This window comes from uncultured Jannaschia sp., from assembly GCF_947494025.1.
GTDB lineage: Bacteria > Pseudomonadota > Alphaproteobacteria > Rhodobacterales > Rhodobacteraceae > Jannaschia.
In genome coordinates, this window is record NZ_CANLTQ010000005.1 from 109,085 (window position 1) to 131,665 (window position 22,581).

Annotated in this window: 22 protein-coding genes and 2 pseudogenes; 2 read left to right on the forward strand and 22 right to left on the reverse strand. The window is 68.0% G+C overall.

Annotated elements, in window-relative coordinates; all coding sequences use genetic code 11:
- Positions 1-3 precede the first annotated feature (3 nt).
- From Q1B08_RS09650 to Q1B08_RS09745, 20 genes and pseudogenes are all read right to left on the reverse strand, one after another.
- Positions 4-468, reverse strand: a complete 465-nt coding sequence (locus tag Q1B08_RS09650) for a PTS sugar transporter subunit IIA (protein WP_299817556.1) — start codon at positions 466-468, stop codon at positions 4-6.
- A gap of 36 nt (positions 469-504) precedes the next feature.
- Positions 505-1,083: a ribosome-associated translation inhibitor RaiA gene (gene raiA / locus Q1B08_RS09655; protein WP_299817558.1), complete on the reverse strand. Its 579-nt coding sequence runs from the start codon at positions 1,081-1,083 to the stop codon at positions 505-507.
- Positions 1,084-1,195: 112 nt separating this feature from the next.
- Positions 1,196-1,942 (reverse strand): LPS export ABC transporter ATP-binding protein, encoded by a 747-nt coding sequence (gene lptB / locus Q1B08_RS09660; RefSeq protein ID WP_299817560.1) that lies wholly within the window; start codon positions 1,940-1,942, stop codon positions 1,196-1,198.
- Positions 1,939-2,415, reverse strand: coding sequence for a lipopolysaccharide transport periplasmic protein LptA (lptA, locus tag Q1B08_RS09665; protein ID WP_299817562.1), 477 nt, complete (start codon positions 2,413-2,415; stop codon positions 1,939-1,941). Before lptA ends, lptB begins: the two co-directional genes overlap by 4 nt.
- Positions 2,416-2,428: 13 nt before the next feature.
- Positions 2,429-3,043 carry an LPS export ABC transporter periplasmic protein LptC gene (gene lptC, locus Q1B08_RS09670; RefSeq protein WP_299817564.1) on the reverse strand — a complete coding sequence of 205 codons (615 nt, stop codon included), beginning with the start codon at positions 3,041-3,043 and terminating at the stop codon, positions 2,429-2,431.
- Between the two features lie 13 nt (positions 3,044-3,056).
- The gene (locus Q1B08_RS09675; RefSeq protein WP_299817566.1) at positions 3,057-3,671 is read right to left on the reverse strand and encodes a ribonuclease D; all 615 of its coding nucleotides are present in this window, start codon (positions 3,669-3,671) and stop codon (positions 3,057-3,059) included.
- A gap of 95 nt (positions 3,672-3,766) precedes the next feature.
- Positions 3,767-4,414 carry a TetR family transcriptional regulator gene (locus Q1B08_RS09680; RefSeq protein WP_299817568.1) on the reverse strand — a complete coding sequence of 216 codons (648 nt, stop codon included), beginning with the start codon at positions 4,412-4,414 and terminating at the stop codon, positions 3,767-3,769.
- 81 nt (positions 4,415-4,495) lie between these two features.
- Positions 4,496-5,323 (reverse strand): sugar phosphate isomerase/epimerase family protein, encoded by an 828-nt coding sequence (locus Q1B08_RS09685; protein WP_299817570.1) that lies wholly within the window; start codon positions 5,321-5,323, stop codon positions 4,496-4,498.
- On the reverse strand, positions 5,320-6,465 hold the full coding sequence (locus Q1B08_RS09690; RefSeq protein WP_299817572.1) for a dihydrodipicolinate synthase family protein: 1,146 nt from the start codon (positions 6,463-6,465) through the stop codon (positions 5,320-5,322). Before Q1B08_RS09690 ends, Q1B08_RS09685 begins: the two co-directional genes overlap by 4 nt.
- Complete coding sequence (locus Q1B08_RS09695) at positions 6,462-7,622, reverse strand: Gfo/Idh/MocA family oxidoreductase (RefSeq protein ID WP_299817574.1); 1,161 nt, start codon at positions 7,620-7,622, stop codon at positions 6,462-6,464. The genes Q1B08_RS09690 and Q1B08_RS09695 overlap by 4 nt, the downstream gene beginning before the upstream one ends.
- 119 nt (positions 7,623-7,741) lie before the next feature.
- Positions 7,742-9,265 (reverse strand): tripartite tricarboxylate transporter permease, encoded by a 1,524-nt coding sequence (locus tag Q1B08_RS09700; protein ID WP_299817576.1) that lies wholly within the window; start codon positions 9,263-9,265, stop codon positions 7,742-7,744.
- On the reverse strand, positions 9,262-9,747 hold the full coding sequence (locus Q1B08_RS09705; protein ID WP_299817578.1) for a tripartite tricarboxylate transporter TctB family protein: 486 nt from the start codon (positions 9,745-9,747) through the stop codon (positions 9,262-9,264). The genes Q1B08_RS09700 and Q1B08_RS09705 overlap by 4 nt, the downstream gene beginning before the upstream one ends.
- 68 nt (positions 9,748-9,815) lie before the next feature.
- The gene (locus tag Q1B08_RS09710; RefSeq protein ID WP_299817580.1) at positions 9,816-10,832 is read right to left on the reverse strand and encodes a tripartite tricarboxylate transporter substrate binding protein; all 1,017 of its coding nucleotides are present in this window, start codon (positions 10,830-10,832) and stop codon (positions 9,816-9,818) included.
- 201 nt (positions 10,833-11,033) lie between these two features.
- Positions 11,034-11,156: a hypothetical protein gene (locus tag Q1B08_RS09715; protein WP_299817582.1), complete on the reverse strand. Its 123-nt coding sequence runs from the start codon at positions 11,154-11,156 to the stop codon at positions 11,034-11,036.
- Positions 11,157-11,319: 163 nt separating this feature from the next.
- Positions 11,320-12,372, reverse strand: coding sequence for a sn-glycerol-3-phosphate ABC transporter ATP-binding protein UgpC (gene ugpC / locus Q1B08_RS09720; RefSeq protein ID WP_299817584.1), 1,053 nt, complete (start codon positions 12,370-12,372; stop codon positions 11,320-11,322).
- Between the two features lie 8 nt (positions 12,373-12,380).
- Positions 12,381-13,262 (reverse strand): carbohydrate ABC transporter permease, encoded by an 882-nt coding sequence (locus Q1B08_RS09725; RefSeq protein ID WP_299817586.1) that lies wholly within the window; start codon positions 13,260-13,262, stop codon positions 12,381-12,383.
- A 13-nt stretch (positions 13,263-13,275) separates the two neighbouring features.
- On the reverse strand, positions 13,276-14,304 hold the full coding sequence (locus Q1B08_RS09730; protein WP_299817588.1) for a sugar ABC transporter permease: 1,029 nt from the start codon (positions 14,302-14,304) through the stop codon (positions 13,276-13,278).
- An 82-nt stretch (positions 14,305-14,386) separates the two neighbouring features.
- Complete coding sequence (locus Q1B08_RS09735; protein ID WP_299817590.1) at positions 14,387-15,625, reverse strand: extracellular solute-binding protein; 1,239 nt, start codon at positions 15,623-15,625, stop codon at positions 14,387-14,389.
- A gap of 258 nt (positions 15,626-15,883) precedes the next feature.
- Positions 15,884-16,873 (reverse strand): ester cyclase, encoded by a 990-nt coding sequence (locus Q1B08_RS09740; RefSeq protein WP_299817592.1) that lies wholly within the window; start codon positions 16,871-16,873, stop codon positions 15,884-15,886.
- 200 nt (positions 16,874-17,073) lie between these two features.
- Positions 17,074-18,705, reverse strand: a pseudogene (locus tag Q1B08_RS09745) (GMC family oxidoreductase N-terminal domain-containing protein).
- 175 nt (positions 18,706-18,880) lie between these two features.
- On the opposite strand from Q1B08_RS09745, the pseudogene Q1B08_RS09750 reads away from it, so the two are divergent.
- Together Q1B08_RS09750 and Q1B08_RS09755 are read left to right on the forward strand one after the other, a co-directional pair.
- Positions 18,881-19,614, forward strand: a pseudogene (locus tag Q1B08_RS09750) (TRAP transporter large permease subunit); the annotation flags it as partial.
- Between the two features lie 13 nt (positions 19,615-19,627).
- Positions 19,628-20,410: an IclR family transcriptional regulator gene (locus tag Q1B08_RS09755; protein ID WP_299817594.1), complete on the forward strand. Its 783-nt coding sequence runs from the start codon at positions 19,628-19,630 to the stop codon at positions 20,408-20,410.
- Positions 20,411-20,473: 63 nt separating this feature from the next.
- Here Q1B08_RS09755 and Q1B08_RS09760 read toward each other — a convergent pair whose 3' ends face one another.
- Complete coding sequence (locus tag Q1B08_RS09760; protein WP_299817596.1) at positions 20,474-21,412, reverse strand: SMP-30/gluconolactonase/LRE family protein; 939 nt, start codon at positions 21,410-21,412, stop codon at positions 20,474-20,476.
- A 276-nt stretch (positions 21,413-21,688) separates the two neighbouring features.
- On the reverse strand, positions 21,689-22,435 hold the full coding sequence (locus Q1B08_RS09765; protein WP_299817598.1) for an SDR family NAD(P)-dependent oxidoreductase: 747 nt from the start codon (positions 22,433-22,435) through the stop codon (positions 21,689-21,691).
- Positions 22,436-22,581: the final 146 nt, after the last annotated feature.

A 22,581-nucleotide genomic window follows, 5' to 3' on the forward strand; every position in this document is an offset into this window, starting at 1 on the left:
GGTTCAGGCGGCCTCGGACGCCGTGCCCTCGGTCAAAAGCGTGTAGAGGATCGACGGGTCGGAATTGGCCCGGAGCTTCGTGCAAAGCCCCGGATCGCGGAGCGTGCGGGATACTAGGGCCAGCGCCTTCAGATGCGCGACGCCCGCGCCGTCGGGCGCGAACAGCGCGAAGATCAGGTCGACCGGCTTGCGGTCCGTCGCGTCGAAATCGAGCGGCGCCTCGAGACGGACGAACACGCCGTGGACCTTGTCCAACCCGCCGATCCGCGCGTGGGGCAGGGCGACTCCGCGACCCACGGCGGTCGTGCCGAGCGCTTCCCGGTCCTGCAGGGCCGAGAAGGCGGTGGCATAGTCGATGGCGAGGCGCTCGCGCGAGATCTCCGCGAGATCGCAGAACAGGCGCTTCTTGCTGGACGCCTTCGGCAACGCCTTCACGGACCCGGAGGCCAGGATTTCGCTTACCTGCATCTGCTCTGTCCTTGCTCGCGCCCCGTTCGAGACGTCTCAGCCGTTTACGGCAGGGTCGATCCAGCCAACGTTTCCATCATCGCGCCGGTAAACCACGTTGAGGCCGCCGCCCTTCTCGTTCTTGAATACCAGCACCGGCGCACCGGCAATCTCCATCTGCATGACCGCTTCCCCGACGGAGAGCGAAGGGATCCGCGTCTCCATCTCGGCCACGATCACCGGTGCGAGGCTGTCAGGCTCCTCTTCGTCGTCCTGGCCCGCATCGGCGGCGAGTATATACGAAGCCGCCCCGAAAAGTTCAACCGGCGTCGTCCGCTCCTGATGATGGTTCTTGAGGCGGCGTTTGTAGCGACGCAGCTGCTTGTCCATCTTCTCGGTGACGGCGTCGAAGGCCGCGTAGATTTCGACGGCCTTGGCCTTCGCGGTCGTGGTCAGGCCGGTGGAGAGGTGCACCGTCGCCTCGCAGACATGCTCGTGCGCCGATTTGGAGAACACGACCTGCGCGTCGGTCGGCCGCTGGGAGTACTTCTCGATCACTTGCCCGAGTTCCGCACGGACATGCGTCTGCAACGCTTCGCCGATGTCGATCTGCTTACCGGTGATCTGATAGCGCATGGTTCCTCCTGGGATGACGGGGCGATGCCCCGCGGGTCTGATCGGATCTCCCATGAGGCGACGCAACGTCGTCTCGTGTCAATGGCGGAGGCCGAACGCAGACAAACGCCGGTCAGCGCGAGAACGTTTCGCCGAGATAGACGCGGCGTACGTCCTCGTGGGCCACGACCTCCTCGGGGGAGCCCGACATCAGCACGCCGCCGTCGTGAAGGATATAGGCGCGGTCGACGATCTGCAGCGTCTCACGCACGTTATGGTCGGTGATGAGGACGCCGATGCCCCGCGACCGCAGATCGACCACCAGCGACCGGATATCGCCGACGGCGATCGGATCGACGCCCGCGAAGGGCTCGTCGAGGAGCAGGTAGCGGGGATCGGCGGCCAGGCACCGGGCGATCTCCACCCGCCGCCGTTCGCCCCCCGACAGGGCGAGCGCCGATGCGCGGCGCAGGTGGCCGATATGGAACTCGCCCAGAAGCGTTTCGAGGCGCTCGCGCCGGCGATGGCGCTTGGTCTCGGAGACTTCCAGGATGGCCATGATGTTCTGCTCGACGGTCAGGCCGCGGAAGATCGACATCTCCTGTGGCAGATATCCGATTCCCGCCTTGGCGCGGCGGTACATCGGCAGCCACGTCACGTCCCGCCCGTCGAGCGTGACGCGCCCCCCGTCCGGCGTGACCAGGCCGGCGACGCAGTAGAACGTCGTCGTCTTGCCCGATCCGTTCGGCCCCAGCAGGGCCACGACCTCGCCACGCGCAAGGTCCATAGATACGTCGCGGATCACGGGGCGCTTGCGATACGATTTCCGCAAATTGCGGATCGACAGGCCGCCCTCTCCCTCGGTCACGGACAGGGTCACGGCTGAAGGGTCGTCCGCACCCGTCCCGTGACGGTCCCCGCCCCCGAGGCGAGGTTGATCGCGAGCCGGTCGCCCGCCAGCGTGTTCCCGGCCTGCGTGACGAGGACGTCGCCCGTCATCAGGATCTCGGACGTTCCCAGCGTATAGACTGCCTCCTGCCCCTCGGCCGCGTCCTCCCCGGCGACGATAAGCACGTTGCCCGAGGCGTTGAGGCGGTCGATCCGGCGCTCGCCCGCGGCGTCGGTCGCGTAGTCCACGACGACGGTATCCGCGGACAGCCGCAACTCGCCCTGCGCAACGACGACGTTGCCCTGCAGCACCGCACGGCCCGTGGCCTGGTCCACCTCGAGGTTGTCGGCCGCCACGTCCACCGGCGCGGAGCGGTCGAACTCGCCGCGACCGAAACCGACGGATGCCTCCTGCGCGACGGCCGGCAGGGCGAGGAGGACGAGGGCTATGGCGCGGAGGAGCATGCGGCGGGTCCGGTCAGGTTGGGGGGCGGTATAGCAGGTTCACGCCGTCGGTGAAGACCATGCGTACCGCGCCGCCCTCGTCCTCGTCGATGCGAAGCGCGCCGGCGCGAAAGGTGCCGAGCGGTCCCTCGCCGGTCACCTCGCCCGGCGCGACGACGTCCAGCCGGCCGAGCGTGCCCTCGAGCCGGTCGGTATCCACCCGGTAGCCCGTCGAGGTCTCGATCCGGACGGCGCCGTCGAGCGCGATCCGCCGGGTGCCGGTATCGATCTGTCCGCGATCCGACCGGACCTGCGACCGGCCGCCCGCCGGGTCCGACAGGACGAGTTCCATCGCGTCGGCGCTCATCCGTCGGGGATCGTCCGCATCCGGGCGGGCGACGCGGGCGGAGAGGTCGAAGTTCGTCCCTTCCTGGCTGACGCCGGTGAAGCGTGGCCGCGTGAGCTGCCGCTCCCGGGCGCGCTCGGACACGTCCACCTCGGCGATCGGGATCGCGTCCTCCGGGTTCACCCGACGGGCCAGCAGGAACATCGTGGACAGAAGGACGAGCGCCGTGATCGGCAACAGAATGCGGATCAGCCGGATGACGCGGCTGTGCAGGTTGTCGGCACGATGCGGGACGCGGGCCATTCCGGCCCTCCTGTCAAGAATGGGCGAAGATGTCCGTCTCCGGGTAGCCGATCAGGTCGAGCCGGGCACGGGTGGGCAGGAAGTCGAAGCAGGCCTGTGCAATCTCCATGCGCCCCTCGCGTTCGAGCCGCGCGTCGAGTTCGACCTTCAGGCGATGGAGATAGAGCACGTCCGAGGCGGCATAGGCCAGCTGCGCCTCGGTCAGGTCCGGCGCGCCCCAGTCGGAGGTCTGTTGCAGCTTGGAGATGTCCTCGCCCACCATCTCGCTCAGAAGCGCCTTCAGCCCATGCCTGTCGGTATAGGTCCGCACCAGACGGCTCGCGATCTTGGAACACCAGACCGGCTCCGCGAGCGCGCCGAACACGTGAAACATCGCGGCGATGTCGAAGCGACCGTAATGGAACAGTTTCAGCACCGAGATGTCCGTCAGGAGACGCTCGAGATTGGGAGCGGAGGTCTGACCGATGCCGATCTGCACGAGATGCGCGTTGCCGTCGCCCGCCGACAGCTGGACGAGGCAAAGGCGGTCGCGATGCGGGTTCAGGCCCATCGTCTCGCAGTCGATGGCGACGGAGGACCCGAGATCGAGGTCGTCGGGCAGGTCGTTCTGGTACAGGGTGACGCTCATCTTCGACCTCCGGGGCGCGGCGCGTGACGGCCGGCCATCGGGCCGGGTGCCCGGCGTTTAGACCGCGCGGTCGTGCGATGGCAAACGATGATCGGTCACGCGGCCGACAGGTAGCCCACGATCATGTCGCTCGCCCGGTCCGCATGACGCTCCAGCCAGTCCTGCGAGATCGGGACCTCGAACACGGTGCTCAGGGTGTGGATGTTCGAGATCGGAAAGTAGCAAAGCGACGCGATGAAGATGTAGAGCTCCACCGCGTCGATGTCGTTCCGGAACACGCCCTGCTCCGCCCCGTGCCGCAGGATCGTGCGGAGCCGCGTGAGCAGGACGGACTGGATCTCGACCGTGTCCTCCATGTTCCGGATCGTCCTGCCACCGCGCAGGTTCTCGGTGTTGAGCATGCGGATGAACCACGGCTTTTCGCGGAAATGGTTCATGGTGAAGCGCACAAGCGTCCGGATCGCCGCCGCCGGATCGAGCATGTCGAGCTCGAGCGCGGCCTCGCCCTCGCGGATCTGCACATAGGCCTCGCGCAGGGCGGCGGCATAGATCGCGTCCTTGTCGCCGAAATAATCGTAGATCATCGGCTTGCTGACACCCGCCCGCTCGGAGATACGGTCGACGCGGGCGCCGGAATGGCCGACTTCGCCGAACTCCTCGAGCGCGGCCTGAAGGATCGCGGCGCGCGTGACCTCGGGGTTGCGCTTCCTGCCCTTCCGGATTGGCCCCGCCTCGATCGTCATCGACCCCCTCGTCCCGTTGTGCCGCATCCGGGGCCTATCACGTTTCGGCCCCCGGTGCGCCAGTGTGGCGCTAGCAGCTCATCAGCAAGCCGAGCGTCCGCGTTCCACGATCGTGGCGAGCACCTCGTCAGGGTCGCGCCGCCACCAGTCGAGTGCGGAGAAGATCTCCACTTCGTTCAGCCCGTCGAAGCCGTTCGCCTCGACCAGACCGCGCAGGCGGGGAATGTCGATCACCCCGTCGCCCATCAGACCCCGGTCGGTCAGCAGATCGCGGGTCGGCACCAGCCAGTCGCAGATGTGGAACGCCATGATCCGGTCCCGGCCCGCGCGGGCGAGCTGCGCCTCGAGCTGCGGATCCCACCAGACGTGATAGACGTCCACGGCGCAACCGATCCCGGCTCCCAGTCGGTCGCAGATGTCGAGCGCGTGGCCCATCGTGTTCACGCAGGCGCGGTCGGCGGCGTACATCGGGTGCAACGGCTCGATTGCGATCCGCACGCCCGCACCCCGCGCATGTTCCAGCGTCCGGGCCAGCCCCTCCTCCACGAGCGACCACGCGGCGGGCAGATCGCGACTGCCCCGCGCCAGCCCGCCCACGACCATGACGAGGCACTCCGCGCCGAGCGTCGCCGCCTCATCCACCGCGCGCCGGTTGTCGTCGATCACCGCGACGTCGAGTGATCCGCTTTCGGTGAACCAGCCGCCGCGGCAAAGGCCCGAGACCCGCAGGCCGGCATCGCGGATCGCCTGCGCCGCGGCCTCGACTCCCATCTCGTGCAGCTTGTCCCGCCAGGGCGAGAGGCCGCCGAACCCGTGCCGGGCGCAGCCCTCGATGCAATCGGCGAGCCCCCATCGCTCCCGCACCGTCGCCGTGTTGAGCGACAGCCGCGCCGGTTCGAGCCCGCTCATGCGTCGAGCCCCCGGGCCGACAGGACGATGCGCGCCCGGGCTGCCACGCGGTCGGGATCGGTGAAGAGTCCCGCCTCGTTGGCCAGACGCACGATCTCCGCCAGATGCAGCGTGGAACGCGTGCTCTCCTGCCCGCCGATCATCGTGAAGTGGTCCTGATGGCCGTTCAGGTAAGCCATGAAGACGACGCCCGTCTTGTAGAACCGCGTCGGTGCCTTGAAGATGTGCTGCGACAGCGGGACGGTCGGGGCGAAGGTTTCGTGGTAGGCGGCCACCTCCCCCTTCGCCAGTTGCGACAGCGCCCGGGAGGCCGCGCCCGCGATCGGATCGAAAATGCCCAGAAGCGCGTGGGAATGACCATCCGCATCGCCCGCGATCAGATCCGGGTAGTTGAAGTCGTCGCCCGTATACATCAGCACGCCTTCGGGCAGGCGCCGCCGCATGGCGACTTCCTTCTCTGCGGACAGCAGGCTGATCTTGATCCCGTCGATCTTGGCCGCGTTGTCCGCGATCACCGAGACGGCGGTGTCCATCGCCGCCATGTGGTCGCCGGAGCCCCAGTAGCCCGCGAGCGCGGGGTCGAACATCTCGCCCAGCCAGTGCAGGATCGCGGGCCGCTCAAGGCCCGACAGGACGCGGCCGTAGACGCGGGCGTAGTCCTCCGGTCCGGTGGCGGCGCGGGCGAGCGCGCGGCTCGCCATCAGGATCACGCGGCTGCCCGCGGCCTCGACCGCTTCGCATTGCTTCTCGTAGGCGCGGATCACGTCGTCCACCGTCACGTCCGGCCCGGGCGCGAGGTGATCGGTCCCCGCCCCGCTCGCGATCAGGTGACCGCCGGCGCGCGCCATCTCGGTCGAACGCTGGATCAACTCCAGCGAGGTCGGCCAGTCCAGCCCCATGCCGCGCTGCGCCGTGTCCATCGATTCCGCCACGCCGAGGCCGAGGCTCCAGAGATGCTCGCGGAAGGCGAGGGTGCGGTCCCAGTCCACGGTCACGTCGAGCCACGGATCGACGTCGGCCAACGGATCGGCCACGACATGCGCGGCGGCATAGACCGTGCGCGTCCAGTCGCCGGTCGCCTCCGGCGCGGGCCCGGCACGCAGCGTGACGGCGCCGCCCGGCAGGTTCAGAACCGTGCTCATATGTCCAGATCCGCGAGATCGACCCAGCGGCGCTCCTTCGAGCTCTGGTAGCCGGCCTGCGCGAGCTGCACACCCTTCGCGCCTTCCTCGAGCGTGTAGGAGAACGGCGCATCCTCGGCGACGTGGCGCAGGAACTGCTCCCACTGCACCTTGAAGCCGTTGTCGAAAACCTTGTTGTCCGGCACCTCCTCCCAGTCCGCGAAGAAGTCGAGAACCTGCGGCTGGTCGGGGTTCCAGACCGGCTTCGGCGTGTTGACGCGATGCTGGCTCAGGCACTTGTGCAGGCCCGCGACGGCCGATCCGTGGGTGCCGTCGACCTGGAAGGTCACGAGGTCGTCGCGGCGCACGCGGGCACACCAGCTCGAATTGATATGCGCCACGATCTCCCCCTCCGGCCCGTCGAGCAGGAAGGTCGCGTAGGCGGCGTCGTCCGCGGTGGCCTTGAAGCGGTCGCCTGTCTCGTCGAGGCGCTCGGGAATGTGGGTGAAGCCCAGGCAGGACACCGATCTCACCGGCGCGATCACGTTGTCGAGCACGTAGCGCCAGTGGCAGAGCATGTCGGAGATCATGCCGCCCCCGTCCTCGGCCCGGTAATTCCAGCTCGGCCGTTGCGGGGTCAGGTCGTCGCCGGTGAACACCCAGTAGCCGAACTCCCCCTTCACGCTGAGGATCCGTCCGAAAAAGCCGAGGTCGCGCAGCCGTTTCAGCTTGATCAGACCGGGCAGGTCCAGCTTGTCGTGGACGATGCCGTTCCTCACGCCCTTGGCCTTGGCGTGACGCGCGATGGCCACGGCATCCTCCAGACCCTCGCTCATCGGCTTCTCGGAATAGACGTGCTTGCCCGCGTCGATCGCCCGGCGCAGCAGCCCCGGCCGCATCTGCGTGCTGGCCGCGTCGAAGAAGATCGTGTCGTCCGGATTGGCGAGCGTGGCGTCGAGGTCGGTCGTGAACCGCTCCACGCCGTGCGTTTTGGCCAGCGCCTCGATCTTGTCGGCGTTGCGACCCACGATGATCGGGTCCGGCACGAGCCGCGTACCGTCCGACAGGACCACACCGCCCTGGTCGCGGATGGCGAGGACCGAACGGATCAGATGCTGGTTCATCCCCATCCGCCCGGTCACGCCATGCATGATGATCCCGATGCGTTCCTGTTTCACTCTCGACTCTCCTCGATCCGAGCCAATTACCTACCGATAAGTAGATAATATTGGTTTATCGTGTCAACGCGGATATTTGCCTGCGGGCATCGGTGTGAGATGAATTCGTGCGGCACGGCTCAGGCATCGCGCCTTCGTCCGATGCGGCGCAGCGGCGCGGTGACGGCCCTGCGGAACGGGGGGACGTTGAACAGGATCGACAGCACGATGAGCGCGACGAAGATCGCCGAGACGGGCCGCATGAAGAACGGCAGCAGGTCCCCGTCCGTGAGCGTCAGCCCGCGGCGCAGGCTCTTGTCCAGCAGGTCGCCGAGAATGATGCCGAGCACGAGCGGCGCCATCGGATACTTCATCTGCCGCAAGACGAACCCGATCAGCCCGAACGCGACCATGACCCAGACGTCGAAGAGCCGCTGGCTCAACGCATAGGTGCCGATCACGCAGAGCACGAAAACCACCGGCATCAGATAGGCGTAGGGCACGCGCAGGACCTGAATGAAGAGACGCGTCATCGACAGGCCGTAGATCGCCATGAACAGGGTTGCGACAACGAGCATGGCGCCGATCAGGCCCACGAAATGCGGCTGCTCGATCATGATGAGAGGGCCGGGGCGGATGCCGTGGATGAAGAGCGCCGCGATCAGCACGGCGGAACTGGCCGAACCGGGCACGGCGAGCGTGATCGCGGGGATGAGCGAGCCGGGCACCACGGCGGAATTGCCTGTTTCCGCGGCGATCAATCCCTCGTGGCTGCCCGTGCCGAACTTGTCAGCCTCCTTCGAGGCGCGCTTGGCGGCGGCGTAGCTGCCCCAGGCGCCGATATCCTCGCCCACCCCCGGAATGATGCCGACGAGCGTACCGATGACGCCCGACCGCAGGATCGTCACCCTGTAGCGCCAGAGGTCGTGGAATTCCGGGATCGTCCGGTCGCTCTTGTCCTTCGCGACGGCGAGCACGCCCGCCTTGTTCCACATCGCCGTCAGCACCTCCGCGAAGCCGAAGGCGCCGACCATGGCGGGGATCAGCGCGATGCCCGCGTTCAGGTCGGAGATGCCCATGGAAAAGCGGACATGCGCGTGGATGCCCTCCGACCCGATCATGGCGGCCATCAGGCCGAGAATGCCGGCGATGTAGCCCTTGAGCGGGGTCGTGTCGGCAGTAAGCTGACCCGAGATGAGAATGCCGAAAACGGCCAGCCAGAAAAACTCGAAGCTGCCGAAATTGAGCGCCGCTTCGGCGAGCGGCGGGGCGATCATCACCAGCATCACGATCCCCGCGAGCGTGCCGAGCGCCGAACCCACGGTGGCGAGCCCCATCGCGTAGCCGGCGCGTCCGGCCCTGGCGAGCGGGTAGCCGTCGAGCGAGGTCGCGGCGCTCGCCGGTGTGCCGGGGATGTTGAGCAGGATCGCGCTGCGCGAGCCGCCGTAGATCGCCCCGACATACATGCAGATCAGCACGAGGATCGCGGCCTCGCTTTCGAGCGAATAGGTGAGCGTCGTCATCAGCGCCACGCCCATGGTCGCGGTCAGGCCCGGCAGGCTGCCGACGACGATGCCGAGCAGGGTCGACCACGCCGCATGGAACAGCATGCCGGGCGTCATCACCATCGTCAGCCCGGCGACGAGATCCTGCAGGCCGCTCATGGCAGGCGCACCAGGAAGAGCCGCTCGAACAGGAGGGCGGAGCCGAAGCCGATGCCGAAGCCCAGCATCACGGCCCCGGCGACCGCGATCGCCTTCTCCCGCGACGATCCGCCGGCCGGATAGGAGAAAAGCAAGGCGAAGACGGCGGTGAAGATCGCGGTGGCCCAGAAATAACTGGCCCAGCCGATCAGGACGAGCGCGTAGACAAGGCAGGTCGCGGTCGTGATCCCCAGCCGCGACCAGGATCCGCCGACCATGATTGCCTCAGGCCCCCGCTTCGCATCCGCGTAGGACGCGCGGAACAGGAGGCCCGCGCAGACCGCGAGCAGGCCGCCCAGAATCATCGGAACGAGGCCGGGAATGGAGGCGGGATGGATTTGGCGGATTTCCAGCCGATCCATCGTCCAGCCCCCCGCGAGCATCGCCGCGCCAAGCGCGAGCAACGCGACCGCCGTGTATCGGTCGGCCTTAGCCATCAACATGACGCCACCCAATCAGCTGCGAAGGTCGGACGGCGGGGCCGCGCGGGCCGCCCCGCCGCCGAAGAGCCTTATTCCGACGGGCAGTCGATCCCGATCTCGGACGGATCGATGACCGCCTCGCCACGTTCGACGCGCGCGCAGGCTTCCGAGATCACGACCGGCATCGCCTTTTCCAGCGCCGCCTCGCCGTAATCCGGAGCGAAGACCGCGCCGCGGTCGTTGGCATAGGTTTTCAGTTCCTCGCTGTTCATCACGTGGTCCTGCCAGACCTGATCCATCGTCTCGTAGACCTCGTCGGGCGCGCCCACGGGAATGAACACGCCGAAATAGTCGGCCGCGACCTCGAACTCGGGCAGGAAATCGGTGATCGGCGGGACGGGATCGATTCCCTCCACCTCGAGCGCGCTGTCCGACAGAACGGCGAGCGGCCGCAACCGGCCGGCCCGGATCATCTCCGTCTGCTCGACGGCAAGCTGCGTGGTCATGTCCACCTCGCCGCTCGCGGCGGCGATCACGGCGGGGTTGCCCCCGTCGTAGGTGATCATCCGGGCACCGCCCAGCTCCCCGTCCGCGCCTTCCTTGAGTGCGGCGAGGGCCATGCCGCCCGAACTGTTGATGCCCGCGGTTCCGACCGTGACCGGGCCTTCCTCCATCGCGGAGAGCAACTCGCCGAAGGACCGATACTCCGTGTCGGCGTTGACGCTCACCAGCGGAACGTTCGCGACGTGCAGATAGATGTGGTAGTCCTCGATCGAGGTGTCCTCGACAAGGCCGGTCACCGCATAGGTCGCGTTGTTGGCGATCGCGTTCGCCGTCCAGGTATAGCCGTCGCGCGGTGCGTCGAGCGCGGCCTTCGTGCCCGTCGAGCCCGAGGCGCCCGGCTGGTTCACCACGACGACCTCCGTGCCGAGGGCTTCCTCTATGATCGGCGCGACGACGCGCGTCACCTGGTCGGTCGATCCCCCAGCGGACCACGGCACGATGATGTTGATCGGACGGTCCGGCTGCCAGCTGTAGTCCTGCGCCGCGACCGGCGCGGCGATCAGGCCAGCGGCAAGCGACACGGCGACACGCGATGTCCTCATGGTATATCCTCCCGTTTCTACCATTCGGTAGGAGGGCAGCGGGGAGGACGTCTGTCAAGAGGACGCGGTTCGGAAGGCCCCTCGTAAGGCGGCATCGACGTCTGCGAGCGGGGGAGCCTTCGACCCGGAGAAGGCCCTTTCGATCGGGGTCGGGTCTGGCGCGCGAGCGGGCCGAACCGGCATCCGGTATCCTTGGCCATTTTAGCTCCCGGGCGCTTTCGGGCCCTCGCGGGTGGAGAGGTTGTCGGGGATCACGACGGTGGCGGGCGACAGGGCCGGGGCGAGCCGGGTCTCGACGTGGATGCCGAACGCGGCCCGTTCCATCGCGCCCCCGATCGCCCGGGGCGCGATCCCCGCGTCGCGGGCGAGCCCGGCGAGGAAGGTCCGCGGCTTCCAGCGGCCGGACGGCGCCGTGCCGGACAGCCGCGGCCGAGCTGTGTCAAGACGGACCTGTCGCGTCGCGTCGCGTCGGCCCGCTCGGTCGGGGTCACGCGGGGATCCTTTCGCCGCTGGCGGTGTCGAACAGGTGACAGATCCCGGCGGGGATGCGGGCGCGGACGGTGTCGTCGATCTCGGCGCGGAACTCCTTCCCCGCCTTCACCGAGACCAATGCCCCGCCGAGCCGCCAGGTGATCATCGACGCCTCGCCCAGAAGCTCGATCGAGTACATCGGGGCCGCGATCTCGCCGCCCTCCGGCACGAGTTCCGCGTCCTCGGCCCGGAAGCCTAGCGTGACGGCACCGGAATGCCGCGCGGACAGTCCGTGGACGCGGATCCCCTCGGCCTCGAACGTGCCGTCCGCGAGCCGCCCCTCGACGAGGTTCATCGCCGGCGAGCCGATGAAGCTCGCCACGAAGGCGTTCGCCGGGCGGTCGTAGATCTCCGTGGGCGTGCCGACCTGCTGGATGCGGCCCGCGTCCATCACCACGACCCGGTCCGCAAGCGTCATCGCCTCGATCTGATCGTGGGTGACGTAGACGGTGGTGGTCTTGAGCTTCGACTGGAGGTTCTTGATCTGCGCCCGGGTGGAGACGCGCAGCTTCGCGTCGAGGTTCGAGAGCGGCTCGTCCATGAGGAACACGGTCGGCTTGCGGACGATGGCGCGGCCGAGCGCCACGCGCTGTCGCTGGCCGCCGGAAAGCTCCGCCGGACGGCGGTCGAGGAATGCCTCGAGCTCGACCATGCGCACGGCCTTCATCACCATCTCCTCGTGGTTCTCCCTGGGGACCTTCCGGACGCGGAGCGGGAAGCGGATATTCTCGTAGACCGAAAGGTTCGGGTAGAGGCCGTAGGACTGGAACACCATCGACACGTCACGGTCCTTCGGCTCCAGCTTGTTGACCATGCGGTCGCCCAGCCAGATCTCCCCCTCCGTCACGTCCTCGAGCCCCGCGATCATCCGCATCGTCGTGGACTTGCCGCAGCCCGACGGGCCGAGCAGGACGAGGAATTCCCGGTCGGCGATGTCGAGGTCGAAATCCTCCACCCCGACGAAGTCGCCCCAACGCTTATGGACGTTCTTGAGCTGCAACCGTGCCATGCCGCCCCCTAGCCCTTGACCGCGCCGGCGGTCAGCCCGCTGACGATCTGGCGCTGGAAGAACAGGATCAGCGCGAAAAGCGGCACGATGGCCGACACCACGGCGGCCACGGCGTACATCACCTTGCCCTCCTCCTGCGTCGAGCCGAGGAACGAGTTGATCTTCGGGACCATCGTGGTGTTCTCCTGCGTGAGAAGCATCGAGGTGACGGTGAAGTCGTTGTAGGCGAGCAGGAAGCTGAAGAGCCCCGTGGTCACGACGCCCGGCCACATCACCGGGATCACCGCAAGGCGGAACGCCTGGAACCGGGTGCAGCCGTCGACCATCGCGCTCTCGTCGAGATCCTTCGGGATCGACAGGAAGAAGCTGTGCAGCATCCAGAGCGTGAAGGGCTGGTTGATCGCCACGAGAACGATGATCGTGGTCGGCAGGACGCCCCAGATGTTGAGTTCGAAGAACGGCAGCAGGTAGCCGGAGACGAGGGTCACGTGCGGCATGGCGCGGAACACGAGCGCCGCCATCAGAAGCCAGAACGTGTACCGGAACCCCGACCGGGCCAGCGCGTAACCGCCGAGCGTGCCCAGCGTGAGCGAGATCACGACCACGGAAACGGTCACGATCGCCGTGTTGGCGACCGCGCGCCAGAACTCCTGCGCGATCCACGCGCCCTCGTAGCCGGCCATGGTGAAGGGCGACCCGGTCTGGCGCATCGTCACCGGCCCGGTGATCGCGTCGGCCCAGTTCGCGCGGGAGAAGAAATCGCCCTCGACCTTGAAGGATCCCCACATCGTCCAGAGGAACGGGAAGGCGGCGACGATGAGCCAGACGATCACGAAGCCGGTCGAAAGGAGGGCGAGCGGCAGCGGCTTGCGATGCGACGGTTTCGACATACGGGCGCCTCCCTCAGATCTTGCGGTTGAATTCGCGCCAGTTGCGGCGAAGCACCGGCAGCAGAAGGATGACGACGCCCACGATCGTCAGCATCGAGGTGGCTGCCGCCGACCCGAAGAGCGGCGAGTTTCCGGCGCGCAGGTCGTTGTAGATGAGGTAGCTGAGCGACGTCGCGCTCGCGGCGGCGGAAAAGCCGATGATCGGCTCGAAGATGCGGAAATTGTCCATGAGCTGCATCAGCGCGATGAAACTCGCCAGCGGCAGCAGGTAGGGCATTACCACGAAGCGGACCCGCTCCCACCGGCTGGCGCCGTCGACCATCGCGCTTTCCAGCGTGTCGGTGGGCACGGTCTGGAGCCCGGCGTAGAAGACGACGAAGGCGAAGGGCGCCGAATGCCAGACGCCGTAGGTGAAGAGCGTGATCCAGGTGAGCGTCGGCGACGCCTTGAGCGACAGGTCCGGATCGCCGAACAGCGATTGCAGCCCCGCCCCGATGATGCCGCGGCTGTCGATCATCCAGAACAGGACGAGCGAGCCGACGAGGGGCGTCACCAGCATCGGCAGGAGCGAGAAGAAGATCACGGGCCCCTTCAGCATCTGCGGGATCGCGTTCACGACCACCGCGATGGCAAAGCCGAGCGCGATCACCAGCGGCGTCACGACGAACGTGTAGGTCAGCGTGAAGACAAGCGCCTTGTAGAAGGGCAGGTTCATGATCCGGTTGCGGATCTCGTTGAAGTTCTCGCTGGTCGCGACGATCCCGGCGATCTCGTCCGTGGCGAGATGGCTGCTGTTGGTGTAGGTCCCGAGCCCGTTGTAGCGGCCGGCCGGCTGCTCCTCCGCCAGCCGCGCCATCGCGGCGCGGTCGACGCTGACGGAGGAGGTGCAGCCGAAGGGCCCGCAATTCTCGGACGTGATCAGGATCTGCTCGTGCTCGATAAAGAGCGATTGGTAGGCGACCGAGACGATCGGCACGGCGATGAACAGGACCATCGCCAGAAGCGATGGCCAGATGAAGGCGAGGAAGGTCTTGTGCGGCATCCCCGTCTCCTTCCGGACCGTCCTGCGGCGCGGATCGGGTCGAAGCGGACGGAGCCGGCCTCCCGGCTCCGCGAGGGTCGGCTCAGTTCAGGAACCCGGCTTCCCGCGCGGCCGTCGTGTAGGCCGCGGTCACGTCGGCCAGCGCCTGTTCCGCGCTTTCGCCGCCCTGCAGGTACTCGGAGAGGTTGTCGCCGAGCGCCGTGTGCAGCAGGCCCATATAGGGCAGCATCGGAAAGGGCCGCGCACCGCCCTGCAGATTGGCGATCACGCCCTCCGAGGCCGGCGTGGGCGCGTAGCCGTCGATCAGCCAGACCGCCGCATCGGCGTTCTCCTGCATCATTCCGGGGGAGATGCCCTCCATCATCGCGATGAACGACGCCTCCGCGTCCTCGTCGGAGATGTTCTTCGCGATGGCGAAGCCGTCCCACCACATCGCCACCGCCGGGATCGCGTTGTCCGCGATCGTGGGCGACGCGGCGAAGGCCGTGGCCTCGGCGATCGCGGGCGCCGGGCTGTCGTCGGCGATGTAGGCCCCGGCACGCGAGCCCCACTGGATCGACAGGGCGACGTCGCCGGCCTCCCAGGCGGGCTTCTGGCCGTTGCTGTCGTAGGTCGCCCAGTCGGCGTCCATGTAATCGACCATCCGCTTCATGGTCTCCAGCGTGCGCAGGCCGTCCTCGTTGTCGATGGCGAGCTCGGCGGAGCCGGGGACGAAGAAGTCGTTGCCGGTGCCGAGATAGGTGTTCACGAATTCCGCGCCGAGATCCCAGCCCGGCTTGTAGCTCGCCGCGAGCGGCGTCTCCATCGCACCGGCCTCGCGCAGGGTTTCCGCCGCGGCGAAGACCTCTTCGTAGCTCGTGGGCACCGCGATGCCATGCTCTTCGAGGATGTCCTCCCGGTAGAACAGGTGCTGTGCGTTCGTCATGAAGGCAATGGCCATGACGTTGCCGCCGACGCGGATCAATTGCTGATCGGTGAGCTGCTGCCCGTGCTCGGCCACGAGGTCGTCGAGCGGGCGGATCAGGTCGTCGTTGAGCAGCGGCACGATCGAGTTCGTGGCGACGATCGCGACGGTGTAGGTCGCGGGGTTGATCGACAGCGCCGGCACCTGGAGATTCTTGTGTTCCTCCGTCTGGTTCCGGGTCACCTCGACACTGTCGCTCGCGCAGGTCTCCGCCGCATCCGCGACGGCATGGAGGGCGGCAAAATCGTTCGAGAGGATCCGGACGGAGCCGCTCTCGATCCCGCATTCGGCCGTGGCCAGACCGGAGGTCGCTAGAAGGGCGCAGGCCGCGAGGGTCGCCGTCGTGGTGGTGCTCATTCCATTCTCCCCGTCGAAGCCGGATGACCTGTGTCTCGGCGCGTTTCGCGTGACGCTGGGGCGGCCGGGTATCACCGCAACATGCCCGACCGCCGTCTGAACCTTCGTGCGTTCCGTCCCGAACGCGATGCCTCGCGGGCACGATCCGGACAATCCGCGTATTTCCGTAGACAAACGGAACACGGTCCGGGTTCGCCGCCTGCGACGTTATGTCGGATGCGTCCGACGGCGCTGTTGCGAACCAATCCGGATGCCCGGTCAACCGGCGGGTCCGGGCAGGACATCGACGCCCTGCATGTGCAGGAAGTGCAGGACGTCGATGAAGATCCAGTTCTCCGCCAGCTTGTCCCCGTCGCGGCGGTAAAGGTCGACCACCCGCATGTCGGCTCGCGTCGTGCCGTCGCCGTCGAGGCCGAGATAGCGTCCGGTATTCGTGAGCGTCAGGTTCGGCCAGCCGAAGAATCCGCCGTAGAAACCCTCCGCGAGCCGCGCGACGTGGCCGTTGAAGGTCCGGCCCGACAGCTCCTCCCGGAAGGGCCGCTGGTGCTGCGCGATGTAGCGCGGGATCGTGTAGGTCGCGCCGATTCCCTCGGGGCCCCACCAGACCATGTCGTCGTGCCAGCACCGGGCAAGCTCCCGTTCCGGGCCGTCGAGGCGCGTCCGGGTGTTGATGTCGCCGATCATCGTCTCGATCAGCGCGAGCGTCGCCGCGCCCTCGGCCGGGTCGGCATCCGCGAGCAGGAGCCCGTCATGCGTGCGCGGCCCCGGCTGGACGAGGTGCTGGGCCGTCTGTTCGGGAAACGGGTCGAGCCCCGCCTGACGCATCAGGTGGGGCAGGTCGCAGAAGAACGCCGTCTCGACGATGCGGCCGTCGTCGACGCGGTTGAACTCCGCATAGCGTAACATTGCGATCCGCCGGGTGGGCGGGATGCCGAGGAAGGGCGCGTCGAACAGGCCCATCAAGTGGCCCATCTGCACGACCCAGACCCCGCCCGCCGCGAGCTCGCTGCGTCCGGCGAAGAAAATGTCGGGTCGACGCTGCACCGCGTGCATCGCGCGGAGGAACGGCTGCCAGAACGTGTCCGCCACCGCCGCCGCGCCGCGCTGCTCTTGAAACGGATGTACGCCGCGCCAGAGCCAGTCCGGCGACGTGCGCGCGGACAGGATTCCGACGACGGTTTCCGGATGCGCCCGTTCGAGCGCCGCGAAATGGTCGCGCACGAGCGACTTCTCGGTCCGGAACGACATAGGCATTTCCTTTCACCGCTTTCCTGACGCCACGGATGCTCGTCCGGGAGCGCCGAGCGCCGCTCTTCCGCGCGACATCGAGGGCAGGCAGCCTTTCCATCCGTGGTCGAAGGTAGTCCTTCCCGTGTCGGGGCAACGGGTCCGCGTCGTCCGCCTGCGGAGCGGCGGAGCGGCGGAGCCGACGAGGATGCCGGCCCGCCTCAGGCCGTTCCGGCCATCGCGCCGGCGCGGGCATCCTCGCGAATGATGTCCGAGGCCTTCTCGCCGATCATGATCGCCGGGGCGTTGGTGTTGCCCGACACGATCTCCGGCATGATCGAGCAATCCGCCACGCGGAGCCCCTCGATCCCCCGGACCCGCAGCCGTGGATCGACCACGGCGCCCGCGTCCGGCCCCATGCGGCAGGTACCCGTCGGGTGATAGATTGAGGCGGAATTGTTGCGCGCTCAGTCGAATGTCCCCGCGTCGTCGTCGATATCGAGCGTCGCGCCGGGGCGGAACTCCTCCGCGATCTTGCCCCGCAGGGGGTCGAGCCGGGCGATGCGGCGCGCGATCCGGACGCCCGCCACGAGGGTCCGGCGATCCGTCTCGGTCGCGAGGTAGTTCGGATGGATGGTCGGGTAGGAGGCCGGATCGGCGGAGGTCAGGCGGATCTCGCCCCGGCTTTCGGGGCGGAGCTGACAGACGGAGGTGGTGAAGGCCGAGAACGGGTGCACGCCCTCGCCGGGGCTGTCGGCGGACCAGGGCTGGACGTGGAACTGGATGTCCGCCGTCGCGACATGCTCGCCCGTGCGGACGAAGCCCACGGCGAGGCTCGCCGCCATCGCCATCGACCCCGAGCGGAACATCGCGTATTTCAGGGCGATCCGGGCCCGGTTGGCGAGGCTGCGCACCTCGTCGTTCAACGTCGGCTCGTTGCATTTGAAGACGAGCCGGGCCTGAAGGTGGTCCTGCAGGTTCTTTCCCACGGCGGGCAGGTCGTGGACGACTTCGATTCCGTGCCGCGACAGCTCCGCGCCGGCGCCGATCCCGGACATCTTCAGAAGCTGCGGCGAGCCGATGGTGCCGGAGGCGAGGATGACCTCCGCGCGCGCCTGGACCGTCCGCGCCTTGCCGCTGCGGTCGGCATAGATCATGCCGCGCGCCCGCCGTCCCTCGACCAGCACGCGCTGCGCCTGTGCGTGCGTCACGATGGTCAGGTTGGGCCGCGACCGGGCCGGGTTCAGGAACGCGACCGCGCTGGAGCAGCGCCGTCCGTTCCGGGTGGTGAGCGGGAAGTAGCCGACGCCCTCCTGTTCGGCGCCGTTGTAGTCCGGGTTGAACGGGTAGCCCGCCGCCTGCGCGGAGGCGACCCATGCGTCGCAGATCGGCCGTTGCAGGCGCATGTTCGACACCGACAACGGGCCGTCCACGCCGTGATGGTCGTCCGCGCCGCGCTCCTGCGCCTCCGACCGCTTGAAGAGCGGCAGCACGTCGTCCCAGCCCCAGCCCGTGTTCCCCATCTGACGCCAGCGATCGTAATCCTCCGCCTGGCCGCGCACGTAGAGCAGGCCGTTGAGCGAGGACGACCCGCCCAGCACCTTGCCGCGGGGCCAATCGAGGCGGCGGCCGTTCAGCCCCGCATCGCTTTCGGTCCGGTAGCGCCAGTCCACGGAGGGGTCGTGCATCGTCTTGAAGTAACCGACCGGAATGTGGATCCACGGGTTCCAGTCCCGTCCCCCGGCTTCCAGCAGGACGACGCGGTTCGCGGGGTCGGCGAACAGGCGGTTGGCAAGGACGCAGCCGGCGGACCCGGCACCGACGATCACGTAATCTGCCGCGATATCGCGCATGCTGCCGGTTCCTTCGCCTGTCGTATCCACCTGCTGCGAAACTGTTTCGTGTTCGAGAGCCTCCATCGGCCCAGTATTGATACCACAAGTCTATATACCGAGGAATTTCAATGAATTACGCGAGTGCGCTCAGCGGCATATCGCGACGGGATCTGTTCCGCCTGTCGGGTCGGAGATCGGCGCATGGCTCGGTTTCTTCGCCATCGGCCTCGTGCTTTGGGACATCTATACCGGCACGTTCTCCCCGACGGAGGCGACGGAGGCGACGGAGGCGACGGGGGTGACGGTCGGCTTCGGCGTGATCGTGGGCTCCCTTTGTCTGCCGCTTTACCGCCCCGTGAACCGCGGCCGGGGCGGCGAGCGGCCCGGCATCGAAGAGCGCGGCTACGCCGAGATGCTGGTCGTGCGCGGCTTTGGACCGCTGGAGCTGCCATCGATCACCATGCCCTCGGCGCGGATCACCGGCATCCTCGCCCCGCTCATCGCGGTCTCCATCGTGATGCAGGAGTTCCTCTCGGTGCTCGGCGCGCAGGAGGTGATCGGCGACTTCGTGACCGGCATGGGCGGCTACCACGCCGTACTCTTCACCGCGATGGCCATCGTCTTCGCCGCCGGCATGGTCCTCGAAAGCCTGCCGGTCACGATCATCCTCGTGCCCATCCTCGCCCCGTCGCGCAGTCGGTCGGGGTGGAGCCGGTGCAGTTCGCCGTCATCTTCCCGGTCGGCGCCTCGATCGGTTTCATCACTCCGCCCTACGGGCTCAACCTCTATGTCGCCTCCGGGGTGACGGGCGTTCCCTATTTCCGCCTGTTGCGCTACATGCTGGCCTATCTCGCCGCGCTCGTCGCGGTCTGGAGCGCCGTGGCCTTGGTGCCGACGCTGTCGACCGCGCTCCTGCCCGGCCGCTGAGGGATCGAGGAACATGGACGGCCCCGAAAGCGGAAAGATACCTACGAACCTCCGGTTGCTGACGGTGATCGAGCACGTCGCGCGTGCGGGCGTTCCGGTCACGCCGACCAGCGTGAACGAGTCGCTGGGCCTGCCGAAGCCCACCATCCACCGCCTGTTCGCCACGCTAGAGGAGGAGGGGTTCCTGCAGCGCGATCTCGACGGACGGACCTATTCGCCCGGCCAGCGTTTGCGCAGCATGGCGGGCGGCATTCTGGCTTCGCTGCGCATCCGCACGGCGCGGCTCGCTGTCCTGCGGCGGCTGAGCGCTCAGGTCGGGGAAACCTGCAACATCGCGCTGCCCGACCGCGGCGCCATGCGCTACATCGAGCGGGTGGAGACGGAGTGGCCGCTGCGCATCCAGCTTCCCATCGGCACCACGGTCCCCTTCTACTGCACGGCCTCGGGCAAGATGTATCTCAGCTCGCTCGACGCGGCTCATCGCCGGCAATACCTCGACGCGACCGACCTAGTGGCGCGGACGGAACATACGATCACCGACCGCGAACGGCTCTGGGAGGAACTGGGCGAGATCCGGCGGCAGGGCCATTCGCTCGACCGCGAGGAGTTCATGTCGAGTATGGTGGCCCTCGCCGTGCCGATCCCGGACGCGCACGGCCGGCTCGTCGCGACCCTGTCCTTTCACGCGCCCCGGCAGCGGTTCGACAGCGATGCGATGCTTGCCCATTTGCCGGACCTCCAGGCCGCGGCGACGGCCCTGTCGGGCTTGATCGCGGACGACGCGCCGGCCGGATAGAGCGGTCCGATGCCCGCGGGCCGCCGCGCGGGGCGGGGCCGCGCTCCGCATCTTTCGGGGGAGTCAGGCGGCAGCGCCGCGCACGTTCACCGTCAGCGCGTAGAGCGACGTCGCCCCCGTGATGAACAGACGGTTCAGAAGATGCCCGCCGAAGGCGAGGTTGGAGACCCGTTCCGGCACGAAGACCTTGCCTAGAAGCGTGCCGTCCGGCGCGAAAACATGCACCCCGTCCCGTGCGCTCGACCAGAGCCAGCCGCTCTCGTCGATCGCCATGCCGTCCGAGCAGCCCGGCGCGACGCGGGCGAACTCCCGTCCGTTCGAGAGGGCGCCATCCTCGGTCAGGTCGTAGACCCGGATGAACTGGTCCGGATCGGCCCGCGTCTCGTCGCCCGTCTCGGAGACGTAAAGCCGCCGTTCGTCGGGCGACAGGACAAGGCCGTTCGGGCCGGCGAGGTCGTCGATCATCCGCTCGGGCCGGTCGGAGCCGGGGGGGATGCGGTAGACGGCCGGCGTCTGCTCGCTCAATCGCCGGCCGCCCTCGTAGTCGGACAGGAGCCCGTAAAGCGGATCGGAAAACCAGATCGTGCCGTCGCGGGCCACGACGATGTCGTTGGGCGTGTTGAGCGGCCGGCCGTCGTAGCTGTCGGCGATCGCGGTGACGCTGCCGTCCCGCTCCGTCCGCGTCACCGCGCGCAGGCCGTGGGAGCAGGTGAGCAGCCGCCCCTCCCGGTCGCGCGCCTGTCCGTTGGCGTAATGGGAGGGCGCGCGGAAGATCTCGGCCCGTCCCTCCGCGCCGAACACGCCATCGGACCAGCGCATCGTCCGGTTCGCCGGCAGGTCCTGAAACAGCAGGCAGTTCCAGTCCCCCATCCAGACCGGCCCCTCGACCCAGCGGAAGCCGGTGGCGAGGCGCTCGAGCCAGGCGTTGCCGAGCACCGCGCCAAGGAAGCGGTCGTCGTGAACCTCCACCCCGGTCGCGTCGGCATCGACGAAATTCGGCATCGCTCCCCCGATCCGCGGGCCGGCCCCGGCCGCGCCCGCATTGCCCTCGGTCCGGCGGCGTGCCCGACCGACCGAGACAAATGCGCGCGCGAAAGCCGGTGTTCCGGCCGTACGCTTGCGCACATTGCCCGGAGACGGCCTTTGCGGCTCGGCCTTCGACGACCAGCCTTCGCCCGCTCGTCGAAGGCGGACCGCGTAATGCTTCGCGTCGGCGTGGCGGCATGGCCGGGGCGCTTCACGTCGAAGGCGATCACCCCCTGATCCCCGTCTTTCGCCTTAGTAGGTGGCCCGTCCGCCCGACAGGTCGAAGGTGGATGCCGTGGTGAAGCTGTTCTCCTCGGAGCAGAGCCAGGCGATCATCGCGGCGGCCTCGCCCGTCTCGAGGAACCGTCCGCGCGGGATCCTGGAGAGCATGTAGTCGATATGCTCCTGGCTCATCTGGTCGAAGATCCGGGTCCGCGCCGCGGCGGGCGTGACGCAGTTCACCGCGATGTCGAGATCGGCCAGCTCCTTGCCGAGCGACTTGGTGAACCCGATCACGCCGGCCTTTGACGCGGAATAGGCGCAGGCGTTCGGGTTGCCCTCCTTGCCCGCGACGGAGGCGATGTTGACGATCCGGCCGTAGCCCGCCTCGCGCATCGCGGGCACCGCGGCGCGGTTGACGTGGAAGGTGCCCATCAGGTTGATCGTCACGATCCGGTGGAACTCGGCCACGTCGTAGGTCTCAACCGTGGTGTTGGAGCCCGCGATCCCGGCGGAGTTCACCACGATGTCGAGGCGTCCGAACGTCTCCAGCGTCTCGGCCATTGCCCGTTCGACGCTGTCCCAGTCGGCCACGTCGGCGCGCACGGCGATGGCCCCGCCGCCGATCTCGCCGGCCGCCGTCCGGGCCAGATCCGCATCCATGTCCCACAGCGCGACCCGCGCGCCGCCGCGGCGGAGCCGTTCGGCCACGGCGCGGCCGATGCCCTGCGCGCCGCCGGTGACGATGGCGGTGCGGTTCTCGAAATCCTCGCGGTTCATCCGTGTTCTCCCTCTGTTCGTCGAAGCCGGGCGGTCGTGCCGTCCGGTTCGCAAACGCCTTCCTCGCCTGCGTTCTGACTTCGCAACCCCGCGTCGGATTGTCGAGAATGATCGCGGGGTGACGCGCCGATGCCCGCGCCGCGGCG

Bases quoted from the DNA above. Each gene is read 5' to 3' on its own strand.
- Q1B08_RS09730 (WP_299817588.1), bottom strand. From the start codon at position 14,304: ATGCCGCACAAGACCTTCCTCGCCTTCATCTGGCCATCGCTTCTGGCG.
- Q1B08_RS09710 (WP_299817580.1), bottom strand. From the start codon at position 10,832: ATGAGGACATCGCGTGTCGCCGTGTCGCTTGCCGCTGGCCTGATCGCC.
- Q1B08_RS09685 (WP_299817570.1), bottom strand. From the start codon at position 5,323: ATGAGCGGGCTCGAACCGGCGCGGCTGTCGCTCAACACGGCGACGGTG.
- raiA (WP_299817558.1), bottom strand. From the start codon at position 1,083: ATGCGCTATCAGATCACCGGTAAGCAGATCGACATCGGCGAAGCGTTG.
- Q1B08_RS09700 (WP_299817576.1), bottom strand. From the start codon at position 9,265: ATGAGCGGCCTGCAGGATCTCGTCGCCGGGCTGACGATGGTGATGACG.
- Q1B08_RS09740 (WP_299817592.1), bottom strand. From the start codon at position 16,873: ATGTCGTTCCGGACCGAGAAGTCGCTCGTGCGCGACCATTTCGCGGCG.
- Q1B08_RS09765 (WP_299817598.1), bottom strand. From the start codon at position 22,435: ATGAACCGCGAGGATTTCGAGAACCGCACCGCCATCGTCACCGGCGGC.
- Q1B08_RS09725 (WP_299817586.1), bottom strand. From the start codon at position 13,262: ATGTCGAAACCGTCGCATCGCAAGCCGCTGCCGCTCGCCCTCCTTTCG.
- Q1B08_RS09715 (WP_299817582.1), bottom strand. From the start codon at position 11,156: ATGGAACGGGCCGCGTTCGGCATCCACGTCGAGACCCGGCTCGCCCCG.
- Q1B08_RS09705 (WP_299817578.1), bottom strand. From the start codon at position 9,747: ATGTTGATGGCTAAGGCCGACCGATACACGGCGGTCGCGTTGCTCGCG.
- lptA (WP_299817562.1), bottom strand. From the start codon at position 2,415: ATGCTCCTCCGCGCCATAGCCCTCGTCCTCCTCGCCCTGCCGGCCGTC.
- Q1B08_RS09690 (WP_299817572.1), bottom strand. From the start codon at position 6,465: ATGAGCACGGTTCTGAACCTGCCGGGCGGCGCCGTCACGCTGCGTGCC.
- Q1B08_RS09680 (WP_299817568.1), bottom strand. From the start codon at position 4,414: ATGACGATCGAGGCGGGGCCAATCCGGAAGGGCAGGAAGCGCAACCCC.
- ugpC (WP_299817584.1), bottom strand. From the start codon at position 12,372: ATGGCACGGTTGCAGCTCAAGAACGTCCATAAGCGTTGGGGCGACTTC.
- Q1B08_RS09650 (WP_299817556.1), bottom strand. From the start codon at position 468: ATGCAGGTAAGCGAAATCCTGGCCTCCGGGTCCGTGAAGGCGTTGCCG.
- Q1B08_RS09735 (WP_299817590.1), bottom strand. From the start codon at position 15,625: ATGAGCACCACCACGACGGCGACCCTCGCGGCCTGCGCCCTTCTAGCG.
- Q1B08_RS09675 (WP_299817566.1), bottom strand. From the start codon at position 3,671: ATGAGCGTCACCCTGTACCAGAACGACCTGCCCGACGACCTCGATCTC.
- Q1B08_RS09755 (WP_299817594.1), top strand. From the start codon at position 19,628: ATGGACGGCCCCGAAAGCGGAAAGATACCTACGAACCTCCGGTTGCTG.
- Q1B08_RS09760 (WP_299817596.1), bottom strand. From the start codon at position 21,412: ATGCCGAATTTCGTCGATGCCGACGCGACCGGGGTGGAGGTTCACGAC.
- lptC (WP_299817564.1), bottom strand. From the start codon at position 3,043: ATGGCCCGCGTCCCGCATCGTGCCGACAACCTGCACAGCCGCGTCATC.